Raw genomic sequence first — 4820 nt, 5'->3', positions numbered from 1 at the left:
GCCCTGGCCCCGATGACGACGCCGGACGCCGATCGCGCCGACGTGAGAACCGGACTCGGCGCCGAGCGGTTCGAGAACGGCCGTACCGAGGATTCGTTCGGCCACGTCCGTGCCGCCGGCGGGAGCGATACTGTCGTCACCGATGCTCGCCGTTCCGCCCTGCCGATCACCCGCCACGAAGACGTCACCGGCGTCGATCCGACGTTCGACGTCGCCCGGCTCGAGCATCGCGCCGTCGAGGATGCGCCGGACCTCGAGGGTATCGTCAGGGGTGGCCGTGCGGACGAACATCCGTCAGGATCGTCGGTGGGCGTGGCCAACAACGCGTCGATTTCTGATCGCTCGAGTATGGTCCGACTGGGGTGGGCCGCGACGATCTCGAGGTCGTCGGCCGCGTGATCTCCCACGTCGAACACGGTCGCGGCGGGTAACCTGCTCCTCGGCCGTCGTCGGATCAGCCGGCGCGACCGGGGCTATCAGGCCCGCGAGCGCGAGCGGATCCGGTCCCGGACCGACGTTCGGCAGGGTCACCTCGAGCGCGGGTTCGGTCATACGCGCCATCCCACGTCAGCCGGGAAAGCGGCTGGGCTTTCACCGATCGAATGGCCGCCGTCGGGCGTGTCACCGGTCGGGAGTGGCTGTGTTCTCGCAGACGCGGTTCGCGCGCTCCGGGAACTCGTGATGAACTGGTACCGGTTACAACGCTCGTTCCGGGTGCGAGAAAACGATTAAGTGGTGGTGCGTGGTAACTACTGGCAAGATGGAACGCGAGTACGGTGTTCCCGTTAAAGTACGGTCGAAAAAAACCCGGTCGGGAGGCGATTCCCGGACTGAGCGGCGACGAGACAGCCGCCGATGTGAACAGCCGTGAGCCTGATCGCAATTCTCGATATCGCACACCCGGACCTCGCGCTGACGCCGACGATCCGTGATTGTCCGGACGCATCCATCGAGGTCGTCCCTCACTCCACGACGGATCCGGAGACTGGCCTGTTCTTCTACCTCGTCGAGGGCGCGGACGACGCGTTCGAGGACGTGCTCGAGCGCGATCACACGGTCGCGGACTGGATGCTCGTCGACGATCACGGCTCGACGCGCGTCTATCGGCTCCAGCACACCGAGGACGCCGCGCTCATCTCGCCGATGGCGACCGAACTCGGTGGGCTACTGTTGAAGGCGGAAACCAACGATCGGGGCTGGACCAATCGCCTCCACCTCCCCGACCGGGAAGCGCTCGCCGCGCTCTGGGAACGCTGTGAGGAGATGGACATCTCGTTCGAACTGCACCGGATGTTTCGGCAGGACGAGTGGACCGGCGAGACGGTCCCGGAGCTGACCGACGAACAGCGCGTCGCGCTGGTACGCGCCCACGAGGAGGGCTACTTCGAAGAGCCCCGCGAAACCTCGCTCGAGGAACTCGCCGAGCGCCTCGACATCTCTCCGACGGCCGTCGGCGGCCGCATCCGTCGCGGGACCGGGCAACTCGTCGAGACGACGCTCCTCGAGGAGTGACTCGCGAGGGAACTGGCAGAACCGGGTGACGGAGGTGGCTCGTCTCAGAACGCGGCGAGGTGATCGTTGCGGGGTTCGTAGAGCGCACCGGTCATTCGCACCTCGTAGATCTCGTCGAGGGTTTCGCCGACGGAGAACCCCCGCTCGCTCATCGCCGCCGCGACGATGCCGATCGGGACGCCGTTTTCGTAGCGATTCTCGAGGCCGGCGATGACGGTTACGAGGTCGTCAGTAGCCGGGGGCTCGAACTCGAGGTCGACACGCGTGAGGACCACGTCGTGGCCCGTCTGCCGATTGTGCCGGCGGTAGAAGCCGACGATTTCGTTCGCCGAGTCGGGTTCCGCGTCGACGCCGCACTCCCGACACGCGACCGTGAACGCGGACTGTTGTTGGTGAGTCATGAGCGAAAGCGTTGGAGCGGGGCGATCAGGCCTCGTAGGCTTCCTGTGCGAGGCGGTGGAGCCTGTGGACGGTGTGTTCGTTCGGACCGAGCCGAGCCTGCGCGATCGCGCCCGAATCGAGACCGCGTTGCTGGCGCTCGACGAGCTCGATGTCCTCCTCCTGGAGCTGCCTGCTCGTCCGGATGAACGTCTCCTCCTCCTCGGTCAGGTCGGGATCCCTGAAGTAGTAGTCCGCGACGAGCTGGAAGCGCCCCTCGTCGATGGGGTCGATGATATAGGTGCCGTAGCCGTCGGCGGTCCCGTACATGTTGACCGTGAAGTTCGGCCAGAAGTAGTAGAACTTCGCCTCGTGTTCGTCGTGGATGCGCATCTCGTCCTCGACGTCTTCCCTGTGTTTGTAGTGGAGGATCCAGTGATAGTCGTTGACCTCGAGTTCGGAGTCGAGGAGCTCGAGATCTTTGACCCAGTCCTGATGATTGGCCTGGCAGTGGTCGCACTCGGAGTAGTTGCCGCCGAAGACCTTCCAGTTGCACTCGACCTCCGAGACGATGCGCCGGGCGAGGTGGTACTCCTCGAGCGGGAGCGACTCGAGTTCGGTTTTCATCGTCCCGGCCTGCTCCGCGAGGCTCATCGGCTCCTCGTCGAAGTTGACGAAGACGAACGGGCCGATGCGATCGGTGTGGACCGACATGAGGGCGCTCTCGTCGGGGTCGATCGGGGAGACGTCCTCGTCCTCGAGATCGGGGTTCAGTCGCGCATCCTCGAAGCTCTTCGGCGTGCTCGCGAGCTCCCCGTCGAGGTCGTACGTCCAGAGGTGGTACGGACACTGGATCCGGTTCGCGTTGCTCGGGTCGGTCATCGGCGTCTCTTCAACTATCGCCGACCCGCGATGTGCGCAGACGTTGTAGAACGCCTCGATGTCGCCATTTTGGGCCCGAACGACGATGATTTCCCGATCGCCGATGGATCGGGTGAAGTGATCCCCGGGCTCCGGAATGGAGTTCGCGTGTCCCGCGTACACCCAGTATCGACCGAATACGTTCTCCTTCTCCATCTCGTGGACGTCCGGATCGGTGAAGTACCGTGCCGGCAAGGCGTTCGTCTCGTCGGTGATATCGGGACTAACCGGTTCGACCTCGTCACGTCCGTTGTTCCACCGGGTCATGCTGTATGGTATCTCATGTCTCACCGTTCAATAAGACTTGATCGCAGGTAGTTCGCACGTATAAGTGATGACGGGCGTTGCGCCCGCCGAGGGCCTCGAGCGGCGGTCGACCGAATCGTCGGGACCGAACGGTCGGGCCCGAACCGCGATGACGGGCAGTCGACGGTCCCGACGCCGCTCGTTCGCCGACGGTTCAAAAAGGGACGATGTGAGACGGACTAACAATCAAGGGGCGCGTCGTCGAATCGGTCGGCAGTATGCCTCCGACAGGAGACCGATACGACGTCATCGTGATCGGCGTCGGTGGGATGGGCAGCGCGACGGTCTTCCACCTCGCCGACCGCGGTCTCGACGTGCTGGGACTCGAGCGCTACGACGTGCCCCACACGATGGGCTCGTCGCACGGTATCACGCGGATCATCCGTCGCGCGTACTACGAGCACCCCTCCTACATTCCGCTCATCGAACGAGCCTACGATCTCTGGGACGACCTCTCGGACGAGACCGGCCGGGATGTAATTCACCGGACGGGATCGATCGACGCCGGCCCGGAGGATAACATCGTCGTCGAGGGATCGCTGCGCTCCTGCGAGGAACACGATATTCCCCACGAGGTGCTTACAAGCGAGGAGGTCACCGAACGGTTCCCCGGCTACGATCTTCCGGCGGGGTACAAAGCCCTATACCAGCCCGACGGGGGGTTCGTCGTCCCCGAACAGGCGATCGTCGGCCACGTCGAGGCGGCACAGGCGGCGGGTGCCGAGGTGCGCGCCCGCGAACAGGTCCTCGAGTGGGAGCCGACGCCCGACGGCGGCGTCCGCGTCGAGACCGATCGAGGAACGTACGACGCCGAGAACATGGTGCTCGCCGCCGGTGCCTGGAATCGGAAGTTCGCCGACGCGCTCGAGGGACTCGCGGTCCCCGAACGGCAGGTGCTCGGGTGGTTCCAGCCCGAACGACCGTCGACGTTCGAGCCCGAGAACTTCCCCGTCTGGAACCTCAAGGTTCCCGAGGGCCGCTTCTACGGGCTGCCAATCTACGACGTGCCGGGGTTCAAGATCGGCAAGTATCACCACCGCGACGAGCGGGTCGATCCGGACGACTACGACACCGAACCCGGACTCGAGGACGAGCGCTTGCTCCGGGAGGTCACGGCGAACTACTTCCCCGAGGCCGCCGGGCCGACGATGCGCCTCGCGACCTGCATGTTCACGAACTCCCCCGACGAGCACTTCATCCTCGATACGCTCCCCGACCACCCGCAGGTGGCCGTCGGGGCGGGCTTCTCGGGACACGGCTTCAAGTTCGCCAGCGTCATCGGCGAGATCCTCGCCGACCTCGCGGTCGACCGCGACACCGACCGCCCGATCGACATGTTTCGCCTCGATCGGTTCGACGAAGCGTAGTCTTCCCGCGGTTCGTTCTTCGATTCGATGCTACCGGATTCGGTCCGCTCGAGTCGCTGGCATCGGTTCGAAGTTCGATTTCTTTATTCAGAGTCGTGTCCAGAAATGAATCGACTGACTTGCTACGTCTGTCTGCATCACCGGTTAGAGTGAGGACCACCGGTCTGCGTCAAGACGAAGTGGAGGACACCGACGAGCCCGCCCACGATTAATCCCCAACCGACTACTCTAAACGGTAGTCTGATGACTCTCCTAATATATCGCTCTGCAAGGCACTGTCTAGTTTAGCACCTCCGCTGGCGGTTGTTTGTTGAGTGACTGGTGCGGTCGCTGTGT

At 64.2% G+C, this 4820-nt stretch carries 5 protein-coding genes and 1 pseudogene; 2 read left to right on the top strand and 4 right to left on the bottom strand.

Annotation, left to right across the window (positions count from 1 at the left end; translation table 11 throughout):
* Positions 1-291: pseudogene (locus tag PGX04_RS29865) on the bottom strand (GNAT family N-acetyltransferase); the annotation flags it as partial.
* Between the two features lie 3 nt (positions 292-294).
* On the bottom strand, positions 295-552 hold the full coding sequence (locus PGX04_RS29860) for a hypothetical protein (protein ID WP_273741811.1): 258 nt from the start codon (positions 550-552) through the stop codon (positions 295-297).
* 315 nt (positions 553-867) lie between these two features.
* Here PGX04_RS29860 and PGX04_RS29855 point away from each other — a divergent pair, with 315 nt between their 5' ends.
* On the top strand, positions 868-1512 hold the full coding sequence (locus PGX04_RS29855) for a helix-turn-helix domain-containing protein (RefSeq protein WP_273741810.1): 645 nt from the start codon (positions 868-870) through the stop codon (positions 1510-1512).
* A gap of 44 nt (positions 1513-1556) precedes the next feature.
* Here the strand turns inward: PGX04_RS29855 and PGX04_RS29850 are convergent, their stop codons facing one another.
* Entirely contained in the window at positions 1557-1913 is a 357-nt protein-coding gene (locus tag PGX04_RS29850; RefSeq protein ID WP_273741809.1) for a hypothetical protein, read from the bottom strand.
* 25 nt (positions 1914-1938) lie between these two features.
* Complete coding sequence (locus PGX04_RS29845; protein WP_273741808.1) at positions 1939-3078, bottom strand: aromatic ring-hydroxylating oxygenase subunit alpha; 1140 nt, start codon at positions 3076-3078, stop codon at positions 1939-1941.
* Positions 3079-3335: 257 nt separating this feature from the next.
* On the opposite strand from PGX04_RS29845, the gene solA reads away from it, so the two are divergent.
* On the top strand, positions 3336-4484 hold the full coding sequence (gene solA / locus PGX04_RS29840; RefSeq protein ID WP_273741807.1) for an N-methyl-L-tryptophan oxidase: 1149 nt from the start codon (positions 3336-3338) through the stop codon (positions 4482-4484).
* The last annotated feature ends 336 nt before the right edge of the window (positions 4485-4820 follow it).

It is taken from the genome of Natrinema soli, assembly GCF_028618695.1.
The sequence above is the reverse complement of the archived record's forward strand: the minus strand, read 5'-3'. Positions and strand labels throughout refer to the sequence as shown.

Excerpts from the sequence above, each read along its gene's own strand:
- PGX04_RS29860 (WP_273741811.1), bottom strand. The coding sequence starts at position 552 with ATGACCGAACCCGCGCTCGAGGTGACCCTGCCGAACGTCGGTCCGGGA.
- PGX04_RS29850 (WP_273741809.1), bottom strand. The coding sequence starts at position 1,913 with ATGACTCACCAACAACAGTCCGCGTTCACGGTCGCGTGTCGGGAGTGC.
- PGX04_RS29845 (WP_273741808.1), bottom strand. The coding sequence starts at position 3,078 with ATGACCCGGTGGAACAACGGACGTGACGAGGTCGAACCGGTTAGTCCC.
- solA (WP_273741807.1), top strand. The coding sequence starts at position 3,336 with ATGCCTCCGACAGGAGACCGATACGACGTCATCGTGATCGGCGTCGGT.